Annotated in this window: 19 protein-coding genes and 1 pseudogene; 8 read left to right on the top strand and 12 right to left on the bottom strand. The window is 71.6% G+C overall.

The genetic code is table 11. From position 1 onward, the window contains the following. Positions 1-162: 162 nt before the first annotated feature. The 4 genes and pseudogenes from purL to ACFOX0_RS27455 all read right to left on the bottom strand — a co-directional run. Positions 163-2679: pseudogene (purL, locus tag ACFOX0_RS27470) on the bottom strand (phosphoribosylformylglycinamidine synthase subunit PurL); the annotation flags it as partial. Next, entirely contained in the window at positions 2676-3359 is a 684-nt protein-coding gene (gene purQ / locus ACFOX0_RS27465; protein ID WP_377551326.1) for a phosphoribosylformylglycinamidine synthase subunit PurQ, read from the bottom strand. The gene purQ and the pseudogene purL, both read right to left, overlap by 4 nt. Beyond that, the gene (purS, locus tag ACFOX0_RS27460) at positions 3356-3619 is read right to left on the bottom strand and encodes a phosphoribosylformylglycinamidine synthase subunit PurS (RefSeq protein ID WP_377551323.1); all 264 of its coding nucleotides are present in this window, start codon (positions 3617-3619) and stop codon (positions 3356-3358) included. The genes purQ and purS overlap by 4 nt, the downstream gene beginning before the upstream one ends. A gap of 153 nt (positions 3620-3772) precedes the next feature. Further along, positions 3773-4378: a TMEM165/GDT1 family protein gene (locus ACFOX0_RS27455; protein WP_377551321.1), complete on the bottom strand. Its 606-nt coding sequence runs from the start codon at positions 4376-4378 to the stop codon at positions 3773-3775. 91 nt (positions 4379-4469) lie between these two features. Between ACFOX0_RS27455 and ACFOX0_RS27450 the strand changes: the two genes are divergently transcribed. Continuing rightward, positions 4470-4925 carry a YbjQ family protein gene (locus ACFOX0_RS27450; protein WP_377551319.1) on the top strand — a complete coding sequence of 152 codons (456 nt, stop codon included), beginning with the start codon at positions 4470-4472 and terminating at the stop codon, positions 4923-4925. A gap of 22 nt (positions 4926-4947) precedes the next feature. On the opposite strand, the gene purB is transcribed toward ACFOX0_RS27450, so the two are convergent. The 4 genes from purB to ACFOX0_RS27430 all read right to left on the bottom strand — a co-directional run bounded on the left by purB (position 4948) and on the right by ACFOX0_RS27430 (position 8817). Then, complete coding sequence (gene purB, locus ACFOX0_RS27445) at positions 4948-6381, bottom strand: adenylosuccinate lyase (RefSeq protein ID WP_377551317.1); 1434 nt, start codon at positions 6379-6381, stop codon at positions 4948-4950. Between the two features lie 151 nt (positions 6382-6532). After that, positions 6533-6958, bottom strand: coding sequence for a VOC family protein (locus tag ACFOX0_RS27440; protein WP_377551314.1), 426 nt, complete (start codon positions 6956-6958; stop codon positions 6533-6535). 9 nt (positions 6959-6967) lie between these two features. Further along, on the bottom strand, positions 6968-7429 hold the full coding sequence (locus tag ACFOX0_RS27435) for a helix-turn-helix domain-containing protein (RefSeq protein ID WP_377551312.1): 462 nt from the start codon (positions 7427-7429) through the stop codon (positions 6968-6970). 92 nt (positions 7430-7521) lie between these two features. Further along, positions 7522-8817 carry an acetyl-CoA C-acetyltransferase gene (locus tag ACFOX0_RS27430; protein WP_377551310.1) on the bottom strand — a complete coding sequence of 432 codons (1296 nt, stop codon included), beginning with the start codon at positions 8815-8817 and terminating at the stop codon, positions 7522-7524. 61 nt (positions 8818-8878) lie between these two features. On the opposite strand from ACFOX0_RS27430, the gene ACFOX0_RS27425 reads away from it, so the two are divergent. Both ACFOX0_RS27425 and ACFOX0_RS27420 read left to right on the top strand, forming a co-directional pair. Further along, a complete protein-coding gene (locus ACFOX0_RS27425) occupies positions 8879-10261 on the top strand; it encodes a 3-oxoacyl-ACP reductase (protein WP_377551307.1) in 1383 nt (460 codons plus the stop codon). 60 nt (positions 10262-10321) lie between these two features. Further along, positions 10322-11194 (top strand): MaoC/PaaZ C-terminal domain-containing protein, encoded by an 873-nt coding sequence (locus tag ACFOX0_RS27420; protein WP_377551305.1) that lies wholly within the window; start codon positions 10322-10324, stop codon positions 11192-11194. Positions 11195-11303: 109 nt separating this feature from the next. On the opposite strand, the gene ACFOX0_RS27415 is transcribed toward ACFOX0_RS27420, so the two are convergent. The 3 genes from ACFOX0_RS27415 to ACFOX0_RS27405 all read right to left on the bottom strand — a co-directional run bounded on the left by ACFOX0_RS27415 (position 11304) and on the right by ACFOX0_RS27405 (position 15437). Further along, a complete protein-coding gene (locus ACFOX0_RS27415) occupies positions 11304-12611 on the bottom strand; it encodes a hypothetical protein (RefSeq protein ID WP_377551303.1) in 1308 nt (435 codons plus the stop codon). 1158 nt (positions 12612-13769) lie between these two features. Beyond that, complete coding sequence (locus ACFOX0_RS27410; RefSeq protein WP_377551300.1) at positions 13770-14738, bottom strand: zinc-binding dehydrogenase; 969 nt, start codon at positions 14736-14738, stop codon at positions 13770-13772. 63 nt (positions 14739-14801) lie between these two features. After that, positions 14802-15437, bottom strand: coding sequence for a TetR/AcrR family transcriptional regulator (locus tag ACFOX0_RS27405; RefSeq protein WP_377551297.1), 636 nt, complete (start codon positions 15435-15437; stop codon positions 14802-14804). 78 nt (positions 15438-15515) lie between these two features. On the opposite strand from ACFOX0_RS27405, the gene ACFOX0_RS27400 reads away from it, so the two are divergent. From ACFOX0_RS27400 to ACFOX0_RS27385, 4 genes are all read left to right on the top strand, one after another. Beyond that, positions 15516-15968, top strand: a complete 453-nt coding sequence (locus ACFOX0_RS27400) for an SCP2 sterol-binding domain-containing protein (RefSeq protein WP_377551295.1) — start codon at positions 15516-15518, stop codon at positions 15966-15968. Between the two features lies 1 nt (position 15969). After that, positions 15970-17184, top strand: a complete 1215-nt coding sequence (locus ACFOX0_RS27395) for an acyl-CoA dehydrogenase family protein (RefSeq protein ID WP_377551293.1) — start codon at positions 15970-15972, stop codon at positions 17182-17184. 187 nt (positions 17185-17371) lie between these two features. Continuing rightward, positions 17372-18934, top strand: a complete 1563-nt coding sequence (locus tag ACFOX0_RS27390) for an AMP-binding protein (RefSeq protein WP_377551290.1) — start codon at positions 17372-17374, stop codon at positions 18932-18934. 94 nt (positions 18935-19028) lie between these two features. Beyond that, positions 19029-20243, top strand: coding sequence for a serine hydrolase domain-containing protein (locus ACFOX0_RS27385; RefSeq protein ID WP_377551288.1), 1215 nt, complete (start codon positions 19029-19031; stop codon positions 20241-20243). Between the two features lie 116 nt (positions 20244-20359). Here the strand turns inward: ACFOX0_RS27385 and ACFOX0_RS27380 are convergent, their stop codons facing one another. Then, positions 20360-20596: a transposase gene (locus ACFOX0_RS27380; RefSeq protein WP_377551286.1), complete on the bottom strand. Its 237-nt coding sequence runs from the start codon at positions 20594-20596 to the stop codon at positions 20360-20362. A 94-nt stretch (positions 20597-20690) separates the two neighbouring features. On the opposite strand from ACFOX0_RS27380, the gene ACFOX0_RS27375 reads away from it, so the two are divergent. Further along, on the top strand, positions 20691-21302 hold a 612-nt coding region (locus tag ACFOX0_RS27375; RefSeq protein ID WP_377551284.1), incomplete at its 3' end, for a hypothetical protein.

Here is a 21302-nt window from a genome sequence, read left to right as displayed (position 1 = left end):
GGTCGACCGCTGGGTGGGGTCCGCCGCCGGCTCGTCCTCGGCCGGTGCCGGTCCCGCCGGCTCCGGCGTCTCCCCGGTCGTCGATTCGGCGACAGCCGGCCCCGCCGGGGAGCCCGACGGCTCGTCCGCCACCCCGGCGGAGGCCGAGGGCTGTGCCGGAGCCGCGACATCCGCCGGGGTCGGAACCTCGGCCGAGGTCGAGGGCTGCGCCGAGGCATGAACCCCGGCCGGAGCCGGGGCCTGAACATCCGCCGGAGTCGCCGGTCCGGTCGGTCCGTCAACCGGCCCCACCGGGGCGGCGATATCGCCGAACAGTCGCGGCAGGGTCGACGTGGCCGCCGACCGCAGCTCGTCGAGGCCGACGGTGAACTGCCCGCGTACCTCGAGTTCGCCGGCGCCGGGGTCGGTGACCCCGATCGGGGTCCACGGCACGCCGCGCTCGGCACACAGGCCGGTGAAGGCCTTCTCGTGGCCACGCGGCACGGCCACCACGACCCGACCGGCGGACTCGCTGAACAGGAACACGAACGGCATGGAACCGCCGGCGAACGCGTCCGGGAGCACGATCCGGGCCCCCACGCCGCGCCGCAGGCACGACTCGACCAGAGTCTGGGCCAGTCCGCCGTCGGACACGTCGTGCGCGGCCCGGACGTGTCCCACCCGGGCCGCCTCGGCGATCAACTCACCCAGGGCACGCTCGCGGGCCAGGTCCACCCGGGGCGGCTCGCCGCCCAGGTGCTCGTGCGTCACCCAGGCCCACTCCGACCCGGACAGCTCGACGTGCGTCTCACCGAGCAGGAAGATCACGTCTTCGGCGCCGTTCTCGGAGCGGCTGAAGCCCATCGGCACCCGCTCGACGACGTTGTCCAGGATGCCCAGGACGCCCACCACCGGCGTCGGGTGGATCGCCGCGGCGCCGGTCTGGTTGTAGAAGCTGACATTGCCGCCGGTGACCGGGATGCCCAACTCGGCACAGCCGTCGGCGAGGCCGCGGACGGCCTCGGCGAACTGCCACATCACCGTCGGGTCCTCCGGCGAGCCGAAGTTCAGGCAGTTGGTCACGGCGACCGGACGCGCCCCGGTCACGGCCACGTTCCGGTACGACTCGGCGAGCGCCAGCTTCGCCCCGTTGTACGGGTCCAGGCGCGCGTACCGGCCGTTGCCGTCGACCGAGAGCGCCACGCCGAGGCCGGTCTGCTCGTCGATCCGGATCACGCCGGCGTCCTCGGGCTGGGCCAGCACGGTGTTGCCGAGGACGTACCGGTCGTACTGCTCGGTGACCCAGGTCTTGTCGCACAGGTTGGGCGAGGCGACCATCCGCAGCAGGGTCTCCCGGAGCGCGTCCGGGGTGACCGGGCGCGGCAACGTCTCGGCCCGGTCGGCCCGCAGCAGGATGAGGTCGGCCGGCTCCCGCATCGGGCGGGCGTAGACCGGCCCGTCGTCGACAAGCGATCCGGGCGGCACGTCGACCACCGCGTGATCCCGCCAGGTGATCAGGAGCCGGCCGCGTTGGCCCTCCGCCGGCGCCGGGGTGACCTCGCCGATGGCCGTGGCCAGCACGCCCCACCGCTCGGCGGTGCCCAGCACCGCGTCCAGCTTCTCCGGCGAGACGATCAGCAGCATCCGCTCCTGCGACTCGCTGGCCAGGATCTCGTGCGGCTGCATCGACGGCTCGCGCAGCGGCACCCGCTCCAGCCAGACCCGCATGCCGGTGCCGGCCGCGTCGGCGGTCTCGGTCAGCGCGCAGGTCAGGCCGGCGCCGCCGAGGTCCTGGATGCCGACCACCAGGCCGGCGTCGTACAGCTCCAGGCATGCCTCGATCAACAGCTTCTCGGTGAACGGGTCGCCCACCTGGACCGACGGGCGGCGCTGCTCGCTCCCGTCGTCGAAGGTGGCGCTGGCCAGCACCGAGACCCCGCCGATGCCGTCTCGGCCGGTCTTCGCGCCCATCAGCACGACGACGTTGCCGGGACCGGCGGCCGCCTTGTTCTGCAGCCGGTCCACCGGGAGCACGCCCAGGCACAGCGCGTTGACCAGTGGGTTGCCCTGGTAGCAGGGGTCGAAGACCACCTCGCCGCCGATGTTCGGCAGGCCCAGGCAGTTGCCGTAGCCGCCGACGCCGGCCACCACGCCGGGCAGCACCCGGGCGGTGTCCGGGTGGTCGGCCGCGCCGAACCGCAGCGGGTCCATCACCGCGACCGGTCGGGCGCCCATCGCCAGGATGTCCCGGACGATGCCGCCGACGCCGGTCGCCGCACCCTGGTACGGCTCCACGAAGCTCGGGTGGTTGTGCGACTCCACCTTGAAGGTGACCGCGAGCCGGTCGGAGACCCGGACGACACCGGCGTTCTCGCCGATCCCGGCCAGCATCAGGTCGCTCGGCGGCGCCTTCTCGCTGAACTGCCGCAGGTGCACCTTGCTCGACTTGTAGGAGCAGTGCTCGCTCCACATGATCGAGTACATCGCCAACTCGGACTGGGTCGGCCGGCGGCCGAGGACCTGCCGGATCCGGTCGTACTCGTCCTCCCGGAGGCCGAGTTCGGCGTACGGCTGCAGCTCGTCCGGGGTGGCCGCGGCCCGCTCGACGGTGTCGGGCTCCGACTGGTAGCTGTCGATCGAGAGGTCCGTGCCGGCGCGGGCCGGTACGCCCACCGGGGCCGTGTCGGGCTGGGTCGTCATGCCGGCGCTCCCGCCAGGTGCTTGAGGATCGAGGTGAAGAAGCCGAGGCCGTCCAGCGACGGGCCGGTCAGCGCCTCGACGGCGTGCTCGGGGTGCGGCATGATGCCGACCACGTTACCGGCGGCGTTGCTGACCGCGGCGATGTCCCGCTGCGAGCCGTTCGGGTTGCCATCGACGTACCGGGCGACGACCCGGCCCTCCGCCTCCAGTTGGTCGAGGGTGTGCCGGTCCGCCACGTACCGGCCCTCGCCGTTCTTGACCGGGATGAGGATCTCCTGGCCCGGCTGGAAGGCGTTGGTCCAGGCGGTGCCGGTCGCCTCGACCCGCAGCACCTGGTCCCGGTTGCGGAAGTGCAGGTGCTCGTTGCGGGTCAGCGCCCCGGGCAGCAGGTGCGCCTCGCAGAGGATCTGGAAGCCGTTGCAGATGCCGAGCACCGGCAGGCCGTCACGGGCGGCGCCGACAATCGTTTGCATCACCGGGGCGAAACGCGCGATCGCCCCGCAACGGAGGTAGTCGCCGTAGGAGAAGCCGCCGGGCAGCACCACGGCGTCCACCCCGCGCAGGTCCGCGTCGCCGTGCCAGAGCCGGACCGCCTCGGCCCCGGCCAGGCGTACGGCCCGGGCGGCGTCGCCGTCGTCGAGGGAGCCCGGAAAGGTCACCACCCCGATGCGGGCACTCATGAATGCGCTTCCGTCGGTTCGTCGGCCTTCACCAGCCGGACCGTGAAGTCCTCGATGACCGGGTTGGCGAGCAGCTTGTCGGCGATCTCCCGAGCCCGCTCCAGGTCCGGTTCGCCGGTGAACTCGATCTCGATCCGGCGCCCGATCCGGACGGCGGAGACGTCGCTCACGCCCATCCGCGGCAGCGCATTCGCGACGGCCTGGCCCTGAGGATCAAGGATCTCCGGCTTGAGCATGACGTCGACTACGACGCGAGGCACGGGGCACTCCTGACTGTGTACGCAGTTGGGTGCCGGCCCCCGGGTACGGGGCGAGCGCAGCCAGCGTACCTGGCAGAGCGACCGGTCGGCGCACCGCCCGCCTGTGGAAAACCCTGTGGACAACCCGTGGTCGTCGATGCTCGGCGGGCCGGCTCAGGCGAGCGCCGCGACGGTGGTGACCACGGCCAGCACCGCGCACGCCGCGGCACCCAGGTAACTGATCACCGAGAGCCGGATCCGGCGCTGCAACCACCGCCCGAGCAGCACCGCCGCGCCGGAGACCACCGCCAGCGCCGCCCACGACCCGACGAAGACCGGGACCGCCGGTCGGCCGCTGGCCACCAGGCCGGCGGTGAGCAACTGCGACAGGTCGCCCCACTCGGCGGTGAACAGCACCAGGAAGCTGGCCCCGGCGGCCCGCCAGCCGCGGCGGCCCACGGCCACCTTGTCGGCGTACTCCCGCTCGTTCTCCGCCCCGGCGACGTCGGCCTGCCGCGCCCCGCGGACCAGCAGCACCGCGCCGATCGCGAACAGCCCGGCGGCGAGCAGCGCCACCGGCTGCCGGGGCAACCTGCTCAGCAGGGCCCCGGCGGCCACCGCGACCAGGCACTGGACGAAGAACGCGGCGATGACGCCGAGCCAGACCGGCAGCGCGGGGTAACGCGTGCTGAGCACCAGGGTGGCCACGAAGGTCTTGTCCGGCAGTTCCACCGGCACGGTCAGCACGAAGGCGGTCAGGGCGACCAGGACCGCTGTCATCCCGCTCGTCCCCGCCGTACCGTTTCGCAGCATCCGCTGATGTGAACACTCCTCGCATTGCCGCCGGTCCCGCTCTGCCAGCATCAACATCATGCTGGTCGTGACGACGGACAGTCTCCCTGGATACGAAATCCGGCAGATCCTCGGCCAGGTCGTGTCCTCCCAGGCCCGTACCCGCAACCCCTACCGCGAGGGGGTGAAGAACCTGCGCGGCGGCGCGTACGACCCGGCGGCGCCGGAGAACCTGACCCGGTGGCGTACCGACGCGGTGGCCCGGCTGGGTGAGGAGGCCCGCCGGCTCGGCGCCAACGCGGTGCTCGGCATGCGGTTCGAGCACCGCGAGGTGGGCGAGATGTGGATGGAGGTCTGCGCGTACGGCACCGCGGTGGTCGTCTACCAGAGCCCCGCGCTCGTCCCGCCGGACCAACCGCTGATGGCGGCCGAGACGGCGCACGGCGCGGAGCCGGTCGACTCCGGCGCCATCGCCGAACCGCCCACCGGCCCCACCCTGCGCACCGCGGGCGAAACCCCCACCCGGGGGTCGTGAGTCCGTCCGCCGCGCGCGCCGGTCAGAGGATCGGTTCCGGGTGGTAGGCGGCGGCTTCCGGGTGCGCGGCCAGGACCTCGGCGATCCGGTCCACCACCGCGCGAACCTGGGCGCCCGCCGCGCCGACGAAGGCCGTACGGTCGGCCACCAGCGCGTCGATCTCGCCCCGGGACAGCCCCAGCCGGGTGTCCCCGGCCAGCCGGTCGAACAGGTCGTTGTCGGTCAGCCCCTTCTCCCGCATGCCCAACGCGACGGCGACCGCGTGTTCCTTGATCGCCTCGTGGGCCTGCTCCCGGCCGACCCCCCGGCGGACCGCGCCGACCAGGATCTTCGTGGTGGCCAGGAAGGGGAGGTAGCGGTCCAGCTCCCGGGCGATGACCGCCGGGTACGCGCCGAACTCGTCCAGCACGGTGAGGAAGGTCTGGAACAGCCCGTCGGCGGCGAAGAAGGCGTCCGGCAGTGCCACCCGGCGGACCACCGAACAGGACACGTCGCCCTCGTTCCACTGGTCGCCGGCGAGTTCGCCGACCATCGACAGGTAGCCCCGCAGGATCACCGCGAAGCCGTTGACCCGCTCGCTGGACCGGGTGTTCATCTTGTGCGGCATGGCGCTGGAGCCGACCTGGCCCGGCCGGAAGCCCTCGGTGGCCAACTCCTGGCCGACCATCAGCCGGATCGTGGTGGCCAGCGAGGACGGCGCGGCGGCGGTCTGCGCCAGCGCGGCCACCACGTCCAGGTCCAGCGAGCGCGGGTAGACCTGACCGACGCTGTGCAGCACCCGCCGGAAGCCCAGGTGCGCGGCGACCCGCCGCTCCAGCTCGGCCACCTTGTCCGGATCACCGTCGAACAGGTCGAGCTGGTCGGCGGCCGTACCCACCGGGCCCTTGACGCCGCGCAGCGGGTAGCGGTCGATCAGCTCGACCAGCCGCTCGTACGCGATGAGCAGCTCCTCGGCGGCCGAGGCGAACCGCTTGCCCAGCGTGGTCGCCTGCGCCGCCACGTTGTGCGACCGGCCGGCCATCACCAGGTCGGCGTGTTCGGCCGCCAGCCGACCCAGCCGGGCCAGTGTCGCCACCACCCGGTCCCGGACCAGTTCCAACGAGGCCCGGATCTGCAGTTGCTCGACGTTCTCGGTCAGGTCGCGGGAGGTCATGCCCTTGTGCACGTGCTCGTGCCCGGCCAGCGCGCTGAACTCCTCGATCCGCGCCTTCACGTCGTGCCGGGTGACCCGCTCGCGGTCCGCGATCGAGGCCAGGTCGACGGTGTCCAGCACCCGCTCGTACGCCTCGACGACGCCGTCCGGCACCGGCACGCCGAGATCCCGCTGGGCGCGCAGGACGGCGAGCCACAACCGGCGTTCCATCCGGATCTTCTCCTCCGGCGACCAGAGGGCGACCAGTTCCGGGGACGCGTAGCGGTGGGCGAGCACGTTGGGGATCTGCGGGCGCTGGGTCACCCCGGCATTCTCCCGTACCGCGTTCCCGGCCCCGCACGGGCCGGCCGGCCCGCACGTCGAGCGGACCGGCCGAGTCCCGGCGGTCGGCGGCTTCCCGGCGGGCCGGCGGCGCGGCGCGGCGCCGACCCGGCGCGGTCCGGTCCGGTCCGGGTCAGGCCGGCGGCTCCGGGGTGAACTCCCGCGGCTCGACCAGGACCATCCAGTTGCCCGAGTTGTCCCGGGCGACGGCCTCCACGCCGTACGGGCGGTCCTCCGGCTCCTGGACGAAATCGACCCCCTTGGCCCGCAGGTCCTCGCAGGTCTTGCGACAGTCGTCCACGTTCATGCCGAGGCCGAACATGCCGCCCTCGTCCTGGGCCCGGTTGATCGCGGCCACCATGTCGGGCGAGATCGGCGGCCCGGGGATGGTCAGGTGCACCTGCAACTCCGGCTGGCTGGGGTGCTTGACGGTGCACCAGCGGTAGTCACCGAGGGTGATGTCGGTGTGCTCGGCAAACCCGAGAACATCGATGTAGAACGCCTTGGACGCATCGACGTCCTTGACGAAAACGCTGGCGATGGAGATGTTGGTAATCATGCGAGCAGCCTAAAAGTCGCCGCTGACCTGCGACTTCTCCTCGCTTGCGGATCCCTTTCGCCGCTCGGCCAGGCCCCACATGAAGACGAAGCAGCCCGGGATGTGCGGCGCACCGGCCGCCGCCCACCGGCGCTGGAACTCGCTCGGCGACTCGCCGACCACCTCCCGGAACCGGCTGCTGAACGAGCCGAGGCTGGTGAACCCGACGGCGTGGCAGACCTCGGTGACGGTGAGGTTGGTGGCCCGGAGCAGATCCTGGGCCCGCTCGACCCGGCGCCGGGACAGGTGCGCGGCGGGCGAGACGCCGTAGGTCACGGTGAACAACCGCTGGAAGTGGAACTTGCTGATCCCGGCGACCGCGGCGAGCGTCGCCAGGTCCAACGGCTCGGTGTAGTGCCGGTCGATGTGGTCGCGGGCCCGACGCAGGTGCACCAGCAGGTCGCCGGGGGCTCGACGCGGTGCGGCGCTCACAGTGGGTGAGTCTAGGACCGGCGACCGACAACGCCGTGGCGTACCGGTCACCGGCCCGCTGAGCCCCGCTGTTGTCGCGGCCCCGCTCGCGCTCACCGCTCCAGGATCGCCGTGACGCCCTGCCCGCCGGCCGCGCAGATCGAGATCAGGCCGCGCCCGGAGCCACCCTCGGCGAGCAGCTTGGCCAGCGTCGCCACGATCCGGCCGCCGGTGGCGGCGAACGGGTGCCCGGCCGCCAGCGAGGAGCCGTTCACGTTGAGCTTCGACCGGTCGATCGCGCCCAGCGGCCCGTCCAGGCCGAGTCGCTCCTTGCAGAACTCCGGCGACTCCCAGGCGGTCAGGGTGGCCAACACCTGGGAGGCGAACGCCTCATGGATCTCGTAGTAGTCGAAGTCCTGGAGGGTCAGGCCGGCCCGGGCGAGCATCCGTGGCACCGCGTACGTCGGCGCCATCAGCAGCCCCTCGTCACCGTGGACGAAGTCGACCGCGGCCGTCTCGCAGTGCGCGAACCAGGCGAGGACCGGCAGGTTCCGCTGCCGGGCCCAGTCCTGCGAGGCGAGCAGCACGGTGGAGGCGCCGTCGGTGAGCGGCGACGAGTTGCCGGCCGTCATCGAGGCCCGGTCGGCGTCCGCGCCGCGGGTGCCGAAGACCGGCTTGAGCGAGCCCAGCTTCTCCAGCGTGGTGTCCGGCCGCAGGTTCTGATCCCGCTCCAACCCCAGGTACGGCGTGACCAGGTCGTCGAAGAAGCCCCGCTGGTACGCCGCGGCGAGCCGCTGGTGCGACGCCAGGGCCAGTTCGTCCTGGGCCCGCCGGTCGACGCCCCAGCGCAGCGCCGTGACCGCCGCGTGGTCGCCCATCGACAGCCCGGTACGCGGTTCCGCGTTGCGCGGGATCTCCGGCTTGAACGGCTGCAACGGCCGGATCATCATGGCCGCCCGCAGCCGGCCGCCCAGCGTCTTCGCGTTGTTGACCATGATCAGCGCCCGGCGCAGGTCCTCGTTGAGTGCCAGTGGGGCGTCCGAGGTGGTGTCCGTACCGCCGGCGACGCCGACCTCGATCTGGCCGAGGGCGATCTTGTTGGCGACCAGGATCGCGGCCTCCAGGCCGGTGCCGCAGGCCTGCTGGATGTCGTACGCCGGGGTGTGCGGGTCGAGTTTCGAGCCGAGCACCACCTCGCGGGTCAGGTTGAAGTCCCGGGCGTGCTTGAGCACCGCCCCGGCCACCACCTCGCCGAGCCGCTCACCGGCCAGGCCGAACCGGGCCACCAGGCCGTCCAACGCCGCCGTGAGCATGTCCTGGTTGGACGCGTGGGCGTAGCGACCGTTGGAACGGGCGAACGGGATCCGGTTGCCCCCGACGACCGCGACCCGCCGGACTTCCTGCGCCATCCCGCCACCTCCAGGTTGATTTCGGGCTTGCGTCCAACCTACTCGCCAGTAGGCTACGCCTATGACCGACCGGTACGCGAGCTTCGCCAACTCCGGGCCCGGACGGGCCCTCGTCAAGCGGCTCGGCCTGCCCGACCCGCCCCGCCTGCGCCGGTACCGGCCCGGTGACCCGGTCACCGACGGCCCGGTGCTGCTCGGCGCCGCACCGGGTGGCCGGCTCCGGGACGCCGTCGGCACGCTGCTCACCGGCATGGGCGTCGAGCTGCGCGACCCGGCCGCCGCCGGGGCCGACCCGGTCACCGGTCGGACGCCGCAGGGCGCCGCGCTGGTCTTCGACGCGACCGGGATCACCGACTCGACGAAGCTGCACGCCCTCTGGGAGTTCTTCCATCCGCAGGCCCGGGCGCTGCGGCCGTCCGGCCGGGTGATCGTGCTGGGCACCCCGCCGGGATCCTGCGGCAGCCCGCGCGAGGCCACCGCCCAGCGGGCGCTGGAGGGTCTGACCCGCAGCATCGGCAAGGAGTTCGGCCGGGGCAGCACCGCCCAACTCGTGTACGTCGCACCCGGCGCCGATCCGGCCGGCGACGGCACCCTGGTCAGCCTGGAGTCGACGCTGCGCTTCCTGCTCTCCGGCCGCTCGGCGTACGTCTCCGGCCAGGTGATCGAGGTCGGGCCCGGGAAGGCCACCGCGCCGGACGACTGGGACCGGCCACTGGCCGGCCGGGTCGCGCTGGTCACCGGGGCGGCCCGGGGCATCGGCGCCGAACTGGCCCGGGTGCTGGCCCGGGACGGAGCCACGGTCATCGCGCTGGACATCCCGGCCGCCGGCACCGAACTCGCCGCCGTCGCCAACGCCGTCGGCGGCGAGGCCGTGCAGCTCGACCTGACCGGCAAGAAGGCGCCGGACCGGCTGGCCGAGCACATCGCCGGCCGGCACGGGCAGGTCGACGTCGTGGTGCACAACGCCGGCATCACTCGGGACAAGACCCTGGGCCGAATGGACGCCGAGCGGTGGGACTCCGTCCTGTCGGTCAACCTCACCAGCCAGGAACGGATCAACGACGTACTGCTGGAGCGGGACCTGATCCGGCCCGGCGGGCGACTGATCGGCGTCTCCTCGATCGCCGGCATCGCCGGCAACCGCGGCCAGACCAACTACGCCACCTCCAAGGCCGGCGTGATCGGCCTGGTCCGGTCGATGGCCCCGGTGCTGGCCGACCGGGACATCACGGTCAACGCGGTGGCGCCCGGCTTCATCGAGACCCGGCTGACCGCCCGGATCCCGATCATGCTGCGCGAGGCGGGCCGGCGGATGAACAGCCTGGCCCAGGGCGGCCTGCCGGTGGACGTGGCGGAGACCATCGCCTGGTTCGCCAGCCCGGCCTCCGGCGGCATCACCGGCAACATCGTCCGGGTCTGCGGCCAGAGCCTGCTCGGCGCCTGAGCCGGCGCCGCGTCCTGGCCACATCGGAACGCCGGCCACATCGAGAACGGAGAACAGCCAATGTCCGTCATGGAGCTGCCCCGGATGCCGGCGGCCGGGCCGCTGTACCGCAGGGCGGCGCTGAGCATGGTGCCCGGCCTGGGCGGCAGGCGCCGGGCCGGGGAACTGCCCGACACCGAGCTGGCCGTCCGCGGCGTCACCGTCGACCGGGCGCACCTGGCCGCGTACGACCGGGTCTGCGGTTTCCGGCTCGGCGACGTCCTGCCGACGACGTACCCGCACATCATGGTGTTCCCGCTGGCGCTGCGGCTGATGACCGCGCCGGACTTCCCGTTCCCGATGGTGGGGCTGGTGCACCTGGCCAACCGGATCACCGTGACCCGCCCGGTGCGGGCCGGGGAGACCCTCGACTTCACCGTGCGCGCCGAGGACCTGCGCCCGCACGACCGGGGTCGGCAGGTCGACGTGGTGGCCACCGCCACCTGCGACGGGGCGGAGGTCTGGCGCGGCGTCTCGACGTACCTGAGCAAGGAGCCCACCGGCGCGGGCGGCGAGCGGCGCGGCGCGGGTGACCGGCCGGCGCCGCCGGCCGCTTCCGCCCACTGGCGGGTCGAGCCCCGCATCGGTACGGACTACGCCCGGGTCTCCGGCGACCACAACCCGATCCACACCTCCCGGATCGGCGCCCGGCTGCTCGGCTTCCCCCGCCCGATCGCGCACGGTATGTGGAGCAAGGCCCGCTGCCTGGCCGCACTGGAGGGCCGGCTGCCCGACGCCCACACGGTCGACGTGACCTTCAAGCTGCCGCTGCCGCTGCCGTCCACGGTCGCCTTCAGCGCGGCCCGGACGGCGCCGGACGAGGGCGGGTCGTGGAGGTTCGCCCTACACGCCGCCCGCTCCGGTAAACCCCACCTGTCCGGCACCGTGGTCTGACCTCGGCGGCACCCTGGTCGGCTTCTGGCGACCCGAGCAACCCGACCGGGCGATCGCGACGTCGGCGGGCGATCGGGCCAGCCGATCCGCTGGACCTCCGAGGTACCGCTCACACCGTGGGCGGTCGGTGGTTCAGCATCCAGGCGGCCATGATTCGGGACGAGGCAGGTAGCCAGGAGTAATCGCGGATCTCGGTCAGCAGGTCCCGGTGCCCGTCGGTGCCGATGCCGTAGATGATGCCGGTCAACGTATGCTCGCCGAGCCCGCCGGGTGCCCGGTGCCAGGTCGAGCGCTGGGCGGCGAGGATGCGCCGCCAGGCCGGTGCGGATTGCCGGCCGGCGCAGTGCGGCGTGGCCCAAGCGGCCGCGTGCCGGACCTTCGCGTCGAATCCCGGCCCGGTGAGCACCTCCCGGATCAGTGGCCGGTGGCTGTCGACCCCCATCCGGGTCAGGGTCTCGAACACGGTGCTGGCGGACGCCGCCCCGGCCCTCGTGCCCAGCCCTTCCTTCAGGTCGGCCACCAACAGCCGGCCCACCGGCTCCCGGTACGGAGAAACCTGGAGCAACAAGGCGGCGGCCAGTCGACGGTCCGGGTTGCCGCCGTACACCGCCTCCCAGATTGCCGTGGAAAGGATCTCGTCCGGCGGACCGGGCTTCTCATGCAGCAGCGCCTGCGCCTGCGCCGCGACCCGCCGGCTGGCCACCGTGGTCGCCGGGTCCACGTCCGGCCGGTCGTATGCGGCCGCCAATGCTGGTAGCCGCCGGCACAACCGCACCCTCGCGTCCGGGCTCAGCCGTCGAAGCAGTGTGCGTGCCCCCTCAATCGCGAGCAGGCGTTCGGCCTGCCCAACGGTTCCGTCGTCCAGCGACTCCGCGATGATCACCGCCAGTCGCGGTAGCTCGACCGGTAGGAAATGTCCCCGTCGCACCTTCTGGACAGCCGCCAACATCGCCCCGAACCGTGCCCGTCCGCTGCTGGGATGTTCCATCTGTTGCAGGACGTAGCGGTTCGCCGCCGGCAGGCCGCTGGCGTCCAGCAGAGACAACGGCTCGATCACCGCGGCCGAGGACTGATCCTCGGCGAGCGCGATACAGGTGGCGATCGCGTACCGAGCTCCGACCGGATGTTGGAGCAGTCGACTGATGGCCGACTGACGCTGCGTCCAGGCGATCCCCTCGGCGAGGACCAGTTCATTGAGCAGTTGCTCGCTGAGCGTCTGCCAGAGACGAGGTGGGTACGGCACCAGATGCGGTCGGGCGGCGATGATTTCGGTCAACTCACCCCACGCCGGACCACTCATCGCACCGGGCGTCTCGGCCCGTCCGAGCAGGTCGTACAGGCGATCGAGTTGACTGTCCGGATCAGCGACCGAGCCCTGCCGCAGTGGGGTGTCGGCATTGGCCAGCAGATGGGTCACGGAGTCACTGACGGACATGATGGAGTCGGGCGGCAGTCCGAGTAGGTGCTCGTATCGGCGTACCGTCGACCGCTTCAGCGTCAGCTCGCCGTTTTCCCACCTGGTGATGTGCGACGCCGCGAGAGGGCGTGCGCCGTCCCGCCGGTACACCTGGGCAAAACCCTTTCCGGACCGCAATTTGGGATCCAGGCAATGCCGACGATTCACCCGTAGCAACCATGCGACGTACTGTGAATTCGATACCACTTAACGTCACCTTCGCTGAGGATCTCCGGTTTGTTGTTTCCGCAATGATCGGTTCACCCGCGCCGACAGCCCAATGAATCAATCCTCATTCACTATCACTCGTCCGGTCTCGCAAAATTGAACCCGGCACCATCTGGATCGTCCCGCAACACCGCCGTTGCAACTCACAAGGGCGCTTGCAATCGATCTTCCCGGGATCCACCCGGCTCCCTACCGTTCAATCAGCAGCGCAGATGGCGCGCCCGACGCCCGTCCACTCGGGGTCGGCGTTGAACAGGAGCGACGGCCATGACCCCTCACCCTCGGCACCGTCGAACCGGAACGGCACGCCCGAATGTCGAAGAATGGAAATTCCACCAAACAGCGGCCTCCCACGGCGTCAAGAAATGGCGATCTCTACTCGCGGCCCTGGTGGCGGCCGTGAGCGTACCGTTCCCGGGTGGCTGGTCACTGCAGATCGACCCCCGGAACGGCTACCTCTGTGTCGGCTCGTGTCAGCACGACGAGGCATCCGTGGTGCAACAGAATCGTTGCGCTCGGACGCGCACTGTCCGGAGCGCCGTAGTTGATGACCCGACCCCGCCCGGTGTCCCACCTTCGGGTTCCCCTGTCCGGCAACACGATCGGAGTTCTCTCCGAGATCGAAAGCGTGCTGATCAGGATACGGGATGATCGTAGTCGTTACGGTGACCGATCCAGCCGCCCCGGCCGGGCAGCCGCGGAGGCCACGCGTCTTCGACGCTTCCGCGATCATCGCCCTCCACAAGGCCCATCCGCCCGTCTTCAGCCTCTTGAACAGGGCGGATGCCGGAGAACTGATGATCGTTGTTCCCGCTTCCGCCTTGGCCGTGGCGAACACGACCATTCAGGCGAGCACCAACGAGTGGGAGGCGCTGCTGCTGATCGCGGGGTTCACCGTCCTGCCGTGCCGACGACCAGGAGGGTTTTTCCGAGGGTGGAGCGGGAGCCGATCGCGGCGTGCGCGTCGGCGGCCCGGTCCAGCGGGAACCGCTGCCCGATCACCGGGCGCAGGCGGCCGGCGGCGGCCTCGGTCAGCGCGCTCTCCGTGTGGGCGCGCAGTTGCTCCGGTGTCGGTGTCGGCCGGAGCACCGTGACCTCGCGCGCCGCCGCCGTCTCCTCCGGAATGCCCGCCCACTCGCCACTGGCCAGCCCGTAGCTGAGCATCCGGCCGCCCTTGTCCAGCAGCTCGAAGGCGGCTCGACCGATGTTCCCGCCGACCCCGTCGAAGACCACGTCCACGCCGCCTGTTCCGGCCCGCACCCGATCGGTCCAATCGGGGTCCGCGTAGTCGACCACCAGGTCGGCCCGCAGATCGCGGACCAGTTGCCCCTTGCGCGGGCCACCGGCCGCGCCCACCACCGTCGCACCGGCCGCCCGGGCCAACTGCACCAGCAGCGTGCCCACGCCACCGGCCGCCGCCTCCACCAACACCCGCTCGCCGGGGCGCAGACCGGCCGCGGCCACCAGCATCGTCGCGGTACGGCCGTCGGCGAGCACCGCGACCGCAGTGTCGAGGTCCAGGCCGGCGGTCACCTCGAAGAGCCCGGCCGCGGGTACGGCGACCCGCTCGGCGTACCCGCCGGAGCCGCCGGTGCTGGTGACCACCCGGCGGCCGACGACGGCCGGGTCGACCCCGGGACCGGCGGTGACCACCGTGCCGCCCACCCCGTTGCCGGGGATCATCGGCAGCTCGCCGGTGAACGGCCCGAAACCGGTCGCCCGGAACTGGGTCTCCACGAAGGTGATGTTCACGAACGCGACCTCGACCACGACCTGCCCAGGGCCCGGAACCGGGTCCGGCGCGTCCCCCGCGACCAGCACCTCCGGTCCACCGAATGCCGTCAGCCACACCGCCCGCACGCCGTCCCCCGATCCTCGAACGCTGTTCGCCGGACCAGGTTGCAACCTCAACCGAGGTTCAGGTCAACCGCTCGGGTGCCAGGTGTTGCCGCGGAGTAACTCGGCGGCGCCGAGCCAGGCGACGTTCATCATCCGGGTGGCGGTCCGCTCCGGGTCGGCCTCCGGGTGGTCGGCCAACCAGTCGGCCAGCGACTCGGTCGCGCCGACCAGGGCGTACGCCATGACGTCCAGCTCGGTGGCCGGGACCTCGCGGCCCTCGGCGGCGGTCGCCCGGCCGAGCATCCCGGCGACCACCTCGACCATCCGGGTACGCATCTGGGCGAGCTGGCCGGCGAACGGCTGTTCGCCACGGGCCTGCCGGTAGAGCACCGCCCAGCCGTCCCGGTGCGCGCCGACGAAGCCGAAGAAGGCCCGCAGCCCGCGCCAGAGTTGCTCGTCCGGCGGCAGGTCGGGGTCGACGACCGCGGCGATGGCCTCCATCAGCCTGGTCCCCTCCCGGTGCAGGCAGGCGATGAACACCTCCTCCTTGGCACCCAGGTACGCGTAGACCATCGGCTTGGAGATGCCGGCGTCGTCGGCGATCTCGTCCATGCTGGCCGCGTGGAAGCCGCGCCGGGAGAAGACCCGGACGGCGGCGTCGAGCATCTGCTGCTCACGGACGGCGCGCGGGAGGCGCTTGAACGCTGGCGTGGTCGACACCCTTGCCACCTTATCTACCCGTGCGTAAGGTTACGCATCAGTAACCTACTACGTCTGCCGCTCCGGAAGGTATGGCTCATGACTGACTTCGATCCGGCCAATTTCGCCTCGGTCGATCCCAAGCAGTTCGCCCAGCTCGTCAAGTCCACCCCGGACGACAAGATCGCCGAAGTGATGTCCGGCGACGCCCGCGGCAAGATCCTCAGCGAGGTCTTCGGTCGCATGCCGTCACTGTTCCGCGCCGATCGCGCCGGCTCCACGAACGCGGTCATCCACTGGAACATCACCGGACGCCCGGACGGCGGCACCGACACCTACGAGGTGGTCATCGACAACGGCACCTGCCGCGTCTCGGAGACCCCCGAGCACGACCCCAAGCTCGCGCTGACCATGGGCCCGGTCGAGTTCCTCAAGATCGTCTCGGGCAGCGCCAACCCGGTGATGATGTTCATGACCGGCAAGCTCAAGGCCAAGGGCGACCTCGGCCTGGCCGCGAACATCGCCAACCTGTTCGACATCCCCAAGGCCTGACATGACTGAGTTCTCGCTAGACCTGAACGAGGAACAGCGGGACCTGCGGGACTGGGTGCACGGCTTCGCCGCCGATGTCGTGCGCCCGGCCGCGGCCGACTGGGACGCCCGCGAGGAAACCCCCTGGCCGGTGATCCAGGAGGCGGCCAAGATCGGCCTGTACGGTTTCGAGTTCGTCGCCAACTGCTGGGCCGATCCCACCGGGCTGTCCCTGCCCATCGCCAGCGAGGAGCTCTTCTGGGGCGACGCCGGCATCGGCATGGCCATCTTCGGCACCTCGCTCGCGGTCGCGGCGATCTACGGTTCCGGCACGCCGGACCAGCTCGTCGAGTGGGTGCCGCAGTGTTTCGGCAGCATCGACTCCCCGGCCGTGGCCGCGTTCTGCACCACCGAACCGGAGGCCGGCTCGGACGTCGGCGCGATGCGGACCCGGGCGGTCTACCACGAGGCCACCGACGAGTGGGTGCTGAGCGGGCAGAAGGCGTACGCCACCAACGGCGGCATCGCCGGCGTGCACGTGGTCACCGCGTCGGTGGAGCCGTCCCTCGGCTCCCGCGGCCAGGCCGCGTTCGTGGTACCCCCGGGCACCCCCGGCCTGAACGCCACGAAGAAGCTCAAGAAGCTCGGCCTGCGCGCCTCGCACACCGCCGACATCTTCCTCGACGACGTACGCCTGCCGGGCAGCTGCCTGCTCGGCGGCCGGGACGCCCTGCTGGAGCGGCTGGACCGGGCCCGGTCCGGCCAGCGGGCCAGCTCACAGGCCGCCATGCGGACCTTCGAGCTGTCCCGACCCACCGTGGGCGCACAGGCGATCGGCATCGCCCGGGCCGCCTACGAGTACGCCCTCGAATACGCCAAGGGGCGGGTCCAGTTCGGCCGGCCGATCATCGAGAACCAGGGGATCGCCTTCGCGCTGGCCGACATGAAGATGGAGATCGACGCCGCCCGACTGCTGGTCTGGCGGGCCGCCTGGATGGGTCGCAACAACCGCCCGTTCACCGCGGGCGAGGGTTCGATGTCCAAGCTCAAGGCCGGCGAGGTGGCCGTCGCGGTCACCGAGAAGGCGGTGCAGATCCTCGGCGGCGCCGGTTTCCTGCGCGAACACCCGGTCGAGCGGTGGTACCGGGACTCGAAGATCTACACCATCTTCGAGGGAACGTCGGAGATCCAGCGGCTGGTCATCGCCCGGGCCGTCTCCGGCACCCAGATCCGCTGACCGGTTTTCCTCGACCGGTTCGTGCCCGGCGTGAAACGTTCTGATCAGCGATTCCGATAGACGGAGCGGGAAGGGGAACCCGGCGGCCCCACCAGGGCCGCCCCGGACGACCGGTCCGGTCCGCGATCCGGCGACACCGGGTCGCCGGACCGGACCGGTCGTCGGACCAGCAGAAAGGGCGTCAGTCGTGGAACTGCCGTTCATGGTCGCCACGTTGACCCGTCGCGGGATGCTCAAGCCCGGGTCGCCGATCCGACTCGTCTCCCAGCTCAACGCCCTGCGCCGGTGGGGTTTCAACCTGGCCGGGGAGCTGCGCCAGGCCGCCGCCCGCGATCCCGACCGGATCGCCCTGGTGGACGAACAGTACGGCGAGATCAGCTACCAGTTGCTGCTCACCCGGTCCGAGCGGTTGGCCCGGTCGCTCCAGCGGACCCACGGCGTACGGTCCGGTGACCGGGTCGGCGTGCTGGCCCGTAACCACTGCGGCCTGATCGAGGCGATCGTCGCCATCGCCCTGCTCGGCGCCGACAGTGTGCTGATCAACACCGGTCTGTCCGGCGCCCAGCTCGCCGTCGTCGCGGAGGAGCAACAGCTCGGGGTGGTCATCCACGACACCGAGTTCACCGACCGGATGGTCGGCCTGCCGGCGGACGTACGCCGAGTCGACGAGCGGGGCCACGAGGAGCTGGTGGCCGGGGCGCCGGACACCGAGCTGACCCCGCCGCCCCGGGACGGTCGGACCATCGTGCTCACCTCCGGCACCACCGGCGTACCGAAGGGCGCCCAACGCCGCGTCCCGGGCGGGTTCGGCCCGCTGGCGTCCATCATCGACCGGATCCCGCTGCACGTCGGGGACCGGATGATGATCGCCGCCCCGATCTTCCACACCTGGGGGTACGCGGCCCTGCAGTTCGCCTTCGCCATGCGGTCGACCGTGGTGCTGCAACGGCGGTTCGACCCCGCGGACGTCCTGCGGGCCCTGACCCGGCACCGGTGCACCGTCCTGTTCGCCGTACCGGTGATGCTGCAGCGGATCCTGGAGGTGCCACCGCCGGCCGACCGTCCGCCGCTGAAGGTGGCCGCGGTGAGCGGGTCCGCCCTGCCCGGCGCGCTGGCCACCCGGTTCATGGACCTGTACGGCGAGGTCGTCTACAACCTGTACGGCTCGACGGAGGTGTCCTGGGCGTCCATCGCGACCCCGGCCGACCTGCGCCGGGCGCCCACCACGGCCGGTCGCCCGCCGCACGGCACCCAACTGTCCATCCTCGACCGGTACGGCAACCCCGTCCCGCCCGGCAAGGTGGGGCGGATCTTCGTCGGCAACGAGATGCTGTTCGAGGGCTACACGTCGGGCACCAGCCGGGAGAGCCAGGGCGGCCTGATGGACACCGGTGACCTCGGGCACATCGACCCGGACGGCCTGCTCTTCGTCGACGGGCGACAGGACGACATGATCGTCTCCGGCGGCGAGAACGTGTTCCCGTCCGAGGTGGAGAACCTGCTCGCGGAGCTGCCCCAGGTACGCGAGGTCGCCGTGATCGGCGTACCGGACCACGAGTACGGCCAGCGGCTCGCCGCGTACCTCGTCCTGCACCCGGGCGAGCAGCTCGACGCCGAGGCCGTCCGCGAGTACGTCCGCAGGTACCGGGCGCGCTTCTCGGTGCCCCGGGACGTCATCTTCCTGCCGTTCCTGCCCCGCAACGCGACCGGCAAGATCGTCGCCCGCGACCTGCCCCGGCACCAACCCTGATCCGGCCGGCGAGCCCCCTAGGTGGACGGGTGCCGGGTCCGGTCGGGGAATCCGCCGGATGCCGCTCGGATCGACCGGCCGGCAGGGTGTCCCCATGGGGACCAAGAAGATCACAAATGCCAGCCGGTTACTCGCCCTGATCGCACTGGGCGGCGTACTGGTCACCGGGGTCGGCGCGCCCGCCGCCACCGCGGCCGGTCGTGCCGGGGCGGGGTCGGCCGCGGCCGTCCGGCTGGACCGGACCTGCCGGCCCGGCAGCCTCGACCCGGCCCCGATGCGGCAGGCGATCGCCGGACTGCCCACCGCGACCGCGACCAGCGCCCAGGTCCGGATCGTCACCACCGCCGGCTGTTGGACCGGCGCCTCCGGCGTCGCCGACCTGCGTACCGGCCGACCGGTACCGCCGGACGCCCGGTTCCGGATCGGCAGCGTGACCAAGGTCTTCACCGCCGCGATGGTGCTGCAACTGGCCGCCGAGGGCCGGGTCGACCTCGACGGTCCGGTGCGGCGCTACCTGCCCGGCCTGCTGCCCGCCGACTACCCGACCGTGACGGTCCGCCAACTGCTCAACCACACCAACGGGCTGCCCGACCCCGACCTGCCCGCCGCCGACAACATCGAGTGGCAGCTCGCCCACCGGTACGACCGGTGGACCCCGGAGCAGATCGTCCGGACGGCCCTGCGCAACCCGCGCCTGTTCGAGCCCGGCGAGAAGCAGCGCTACAGCAACATGGGACCGATCGTCGCGGGCCTGCTGATCGAGCGGGTCACCGGCCACTCGTACGCCCGTGAGCTGGACCGGCGGATCGCCCGGCCGCTCGGCCTGCGGGACACCTACGCGCCCGGCGACGACCCGACGATCCGCGGTCGGCACGTGCACGGCTACCAGGCGGTGGACCGGGACGGCCGGACCGAACTGGTCGACGCGACCGTGTGGAGCCAGACCTTCACCCCGGCGGCCGGGAACGTCATCTCCAGCACCGCCGACCTGGACGCCTTCCTGGCCGCGCTGTTCGCCGGCCGGGTGGTGCCGCAGCCGCAGCTCGAGGAGATGTTCACACTGCCGGCGGTGCACGACGTGGACGGCGGGCCGGCCCACTACAGCGCCGGGCTTACCGCGTATCCGCTGCCGACCGGCGAGGTGCTCTGGATCAAGACCGGCTCCCGGTTCGGCTACCTGGCCGCCGTGGCGGCGAGCCGGGACGGGCGGTTCCGGCTGACGTACTCGGTGACCTCGACCGACGCCAAGCTCGACGGCCGGCCGCCGATCGTCGACGCCATCATCGACGCGGCCTTCGCCCTGCGCTGACCACCTCGGCCCGGGAGGCCGGGGTCGCCCTTCTGCGGCCCCGCCCTCCCGGGCCGGCCCGCTTCCGAAGTCCATAAGGCGGGAACTCCGGCTGTTTAGGGCTGGGAGGAACGTCGTCACGAATTGGGATATTTCTGGTTGTCGATGTAGTCGTGGACGGCGGTGAGGGGTGGGCCGTCGCATGATCCGGCGAAGTACGACGGCGACCACGGGTGGCCGCCCCGCAGGTAGCGGGGTAGGTGTGCGTCGTGTTCTTGTCGCAGTCGCCGGGCAGTGACCCGCGTGATCTCGTTGCATCGGGTGAGGATCTGGCCGGTGAGTGCGTCACGCCGGTATGTGGTGGCGAAGACCACGTGTGCGTGCAGGTTGTGGAGGACACTCTTCCCGCGTCGTACGTCTGGGTCTGGTGTCCATCGGGTGTCGTGGGTCTTCGGTACGGTGATCGGCGTGAAGCTGGTCGTGCAGGTGAAACTCCTGCCGACGCCGCAGCAGGCGTCGGCACTCGAGTCCACCCTGCGCGCCTGCAACACCGCCGCCTGTGAGGTCGCCGCGACGGCCCGCCAGATCGACTGCTACCGCAACTACGACCTGCGCAAGCACACCTACCAGGGCATCAAGACCAACTACGCTCTCGGCGCGCAGGCCGCCCAGCACGTGATCAAGAAGGTGTGCGACGCGTACGCGACCCTCGCGGCAAACCTGCGGGCCGGCCGGTACGGCAAACCCGGCAGCAGGCGCCGCCGCAGGGTCGAGGCCAACCCGATCAGCTTCCGGTGGGACGCCGCGCAGCCGTACGACGCCCGGATGCTGTCCTGGCAGCACGACGCCCGGACCGTGTCGATCTGGACGGTCGACGGCAGAGTCAAAAGTGTTGCCTTCACCGGCTCACCCGACCAGGTCAAAGCCGTCGCGAGCCTGCCGGTCGGCGAGTGCGACCTGGTACACCGCGACGGCATGTGGTTCCTGTACGCCACCATCGACGTGCCCGAACCCGAACTGATCGACCCAGACGGGTTTCTCGGCGTGGACATGGGCATCGCCAACATCGCCTACGACTCC

This window comes from Micromonospora zhanjiangensis (genome assembly GCF_042650605.1).
GTDB lineage: Bacteria > Actinomycetota > Actinomycetes > Mycobacteriales > Micromonosporaceae > Micromonospora_J > Micromonospora_J zhanjiangensis.
This window is presented reverse-complemented; position numbering and strand designations above follow the sequence as displayed.

Bases quoted from the DNA above. Each gene is read 5' to 3' on its own strand.
- ACFOX0_RS27430 (WP_377551310.1), bottom strand. From the start codon at position 8,817: ATGGCGCAGGAAGTCCGGCGGGTCGCGGTCGTCGGGGGCAACCGGATC.
- ACFOX0_RS27450 (WP_377551319.1), top strand. From the start codon at position 4,470: ATGCTGGTCGTGACGACGGACAGTCTCCCTGGATACGAAATCCGGCAG.
- ACFOX0_RS27455 (WP_377551321.1), bottom strand. From the start codon at position 4,378: ATGACAGCGGTCCTGGTCGCCCTGACCGCCTTCGTGCTGACCGTGCCG.
- ACFOX0_RS27420 (WP_377551305.1), top strand. From the start codon at position 10,322: ATGTCCGTCATGGAGCTGCCCCGGATGCCGGCGGCCGGGCCGCTGTAC.
- purQ (WP_377551326.1), bottom strand. From the start codon at position 3,359: ATGAGTGCCCGCATCGGGGTGGTGACCTTTCCGGGCTCCCTCGACGAC.
- ACFOX0_RS27440 (WP_377551314.1), bottom strand. From the start codon at position 6,958: ATGATTACCAACATCTCCATCGCCAGCGTTTTCGTCAAGGACGTCGAT.
- ACFOX0_RS27385 (WP_377551288.1), top strand. From the start codon at position 19,029: ATGGGGACCAAGAAGATCACAAATGCCAGCCGGTTACTCGCCCTGATC.
- ACFOX0_RS27400 (WP_377551295.1), top strand. From the start codon at position 15,516: ATGACTGACTTCGATCCGGCCAATTTCGCCTCGGTCGATCCCAAGCAG.
- ACFOX0_RS27425 (WP_377551307.1), top strand. From the start codon at position 8,879: ATGACCGACCGGTACGCGAGCTTCGCCAACTCCGGGCCCGGACGGGCC.
- ACFOX0_RS27395 (WP_377551293.1), top strand. From the start codon at position 15,970: ATGACTGAGTTCTCGCTAGACCTGAACGAGGAACAGCGGGACCTGCGG.